At 67.6% G+C, this 2,550-nt stretch carries 2 protein-coding genes; both read right to left on the reverse strand.

Annotated elements, in window-relative coordinates; all coding sequences use genetic code 11:
* Positions 1 to 61: 61 nt before the first annotated feature.
* Positions 62 to 2,224, reverse strand: a complete 2,163-nt coding sequence (locus tag AX690_RS12535) for an amylo-alpha-1,6-glucosidase (protein ID WP_066683954.1) — start codon at positions 2,222 to 2,224, stop codon at positions 62 to 64.
* Between the two features lie 15 nt (positions 2,225 to 2,239).
* Positions 2,240 to 2,550, reverse strand: a 311-nt coding sequence (locus AX690_RS12540; RefSeq protein ID WP_156449650.1) for a glycosyltransferase, incomplete at its 5' end; no start/stop codon positions are given.

The raw sequence follows: 2,550 nt of genomic DNA on the forward strand, positions 1-2,550 counted from the left end.
GCAGCCGGCTGTTAACCGGCTGGTCGTAGGTTCGAATCCTACCCGCGGAGCCACTTCCCCCTCATTCCCAGACCGGCTTTGACCGGATCGTCAGCGGGACGCCGCCCTCGGCGTGGACCGTGACGCGATCGCCTTGACGCTGGAACGTCAGGTCCACGGTCTCGGCGCCGACGCGCAGGTGCTCGACCCGCAGACGATCGATGCCGATCGGCAGGCGCGGATCGACCAGGACGATCTCGCCGCGATTGGCGTCGATCCAGACGCCCAGGCAAGCCTGCAGCATCATGAACACCGAGCCTGCGGCCCAGGCCTGGGGCAGGCACGCCACCGGATAGGCGACCGGAGGCTCGCCCGGCGAGCGCGGGAAGCCGCAGAACAGTTCCGGCAGGCGCATGCCCATCCGGCTGGCGGTCTCGAACAGGTCCGCCGTCAGCTTCACCACGCCGTCCCGCTCGCCATAGCGCGAGAGCCCCATCACGCAGAGGGCGGTGTCGTGCGGCCAGACCGAACCGTTGTGATAGCTGATCGGATTGAACCGCGCTTCGCCGGCCGCCAGGGTCCGCAACCCCCAGCCGGAATTGAACGCCGCCGACAACAGCTGGTCCGAGACCGCGCGCGCGCGCTCGGGCGTCGGCAGGCCGCAGAACAACAGGTGTCCCGGGTTCGACGACAGGACTCGGCAAAGCTGGCCCTGACCATCGATGGCGATGCCGTAATAGCCACGCTCTTCCATCCAGAAGAGGGTCTCGACCTTCTGCCGCAGGCGTTCGGCCTTCTGCCGCCAGATGGCCGCCTGGCCGATCTCGCCGCGGCGTTCAGCCAGACGCGCCATGCCGCGATAGGCCGCGAAGGCGTAGCCCTGCACCTCGACCAGGGCGATCGGGCCGGAGGGATAGCGTCCGTCGGCGTGGAACACCGAGTCCTCGCTGTCCTTCCAGCCCTGGTTGGAGAGGCCGCTGTCCTGGCCGCGCGCGTAGTCGATCAGGCCGTCGCCGTCGCTGTCGCCGTCATGCTCGATCCAGTGCATGGCGCGCTCCAGGGCGGGCCACAGCTCCTCGATCAGCCGGTCGTCGCCGGTGCGCGCCTGATAGGCGTCGGCCAGGGCCACGAACAATGGGGTGGTGTCGACGCCGCCGTAGTAGCGGCCGAACGGGACCTCGCCGAGCGCCGGCATTTCGCCCTTGCGGGTCTCATGCATGATCTTGCCGGGCGCGCTGTCGCGGAAAGCCGAGCGCTCCTGGGCCTGGTGCGCCGCCAGATAGCGCAGCACGCCCTTGGCCAGGGAGGGCTCGAACCACAGGATCTGCCAGGCGGTGATGATGGCGTCGCGACCGAAGGCCGTCGAGAACCATGGGATGCCGGCATAGGGATAGGGACCCGTCTCCATCCGCGTCGTCAGCAGGGCCAGGTCCGAGCGCGACTTGCCCAGCCACTCGTTGAAAAGCCGGCCCGAGCTTCTGAGACGAGCGCCGTGGCGACGGCGCGCCCGCATGTCCCAGCGGGCGCGGGCGGCGGCGTCGCGGAACCGCTCGCGGCTGGGCGTATGGCCATCGACCACGCCGATCTCGACATAGAGTTCGGTCACGCCCTCGGCCTGCAGGCTGAATATGAACTCGGCCTTGTGGGCGCTCAGGCGATACGGGGCGTCGGAGAAGGCGATGAAGGACGAACGCTCCACGCCATCCAGACCGATATAGCTATAGGCCACGCGACGGCCGTCGACATGCGGCGGGCCCTCCACGCCGCGACGGGTCCGCTTCGTCCCGCGCACCTCGAACATGTCGCGGAAATCCGCGTCGAACTCGATCGCCATGGGCAGCAGCACGAGATCGCGGCTGTAGTTCACGCAACGAATCCGCTCGTAGAGCCGCTCGCCCCACAGGAACCGCTTGCGCTCGATGTGCAGCACGCCCGGCGGGCCCATCGGGCCGCCGGGATAGGGCAGGGCCTGGTTGGTGGCGTTGCACGTGAAGAAGACGTTGTCGTGAGCCACCGCGGCCGACAGCAGCGAAGGCGCGTGGCCGCCCAGCGTCAGGCGGTAGAAGGATAAAATCCGCGTGTCGTTGTGGAATAGGCCGTCGCCCTGTCCGGCGATGTCGCCGAACTGGTCGGCGACGATGAAGGTGTCCTTGTCCTTAAGGGCATAGAGATTTTGCGGCGCGCGGACTTCCGCCGTCACACCGTAATCGACCGGCGCCTCGATGGCCGGTGCGAGATTCTCCATGGCCCCTCCTTCATGTCATGCGCTCGCGGCGAGCTCGACCAAGGACGGATAGACAGCAGCGCCATCGCGCAGCTGTTCGTAGAGCGCGACGTAACGCCGAGCCATCGCCTGGGACGAGAACCGATGCTCGAAACGCTGCCGCACCACTTTTCGATCCAAGCTTTCGACCTGTTTGATCGCTTCCAGCGCCTGGTCGTCGTCATCGACGATGAAGCCGGTGACGCCGTGATCGATCACCTCGGGCACCGAGCCGCAGCGATAGGCGACCACGGGCGTGCCGCAGGCCATGGCCTCGATCATCACCAGGCCGAAGGGCTCGGGCCAGT

The organism is Caulobacter sp. CCH9-E1 (assembly GCF_001556515.1).
GTDB lineage: Bacteria > Pseudomonadota > Alphaproteobacteria > Caulobacterales > Caulobacteraceae > Caulobacter.

What these genes read in the sequence shown, in the direction of transcription:
- AX690_RS12535 (WP_066683954.1), bottom strand. Translation starts at nt 2,224, where the DNA reads ATGGAGAATCTCGCACCGGCCATCGAGGCGCCGGTCGATTACGGTGTG.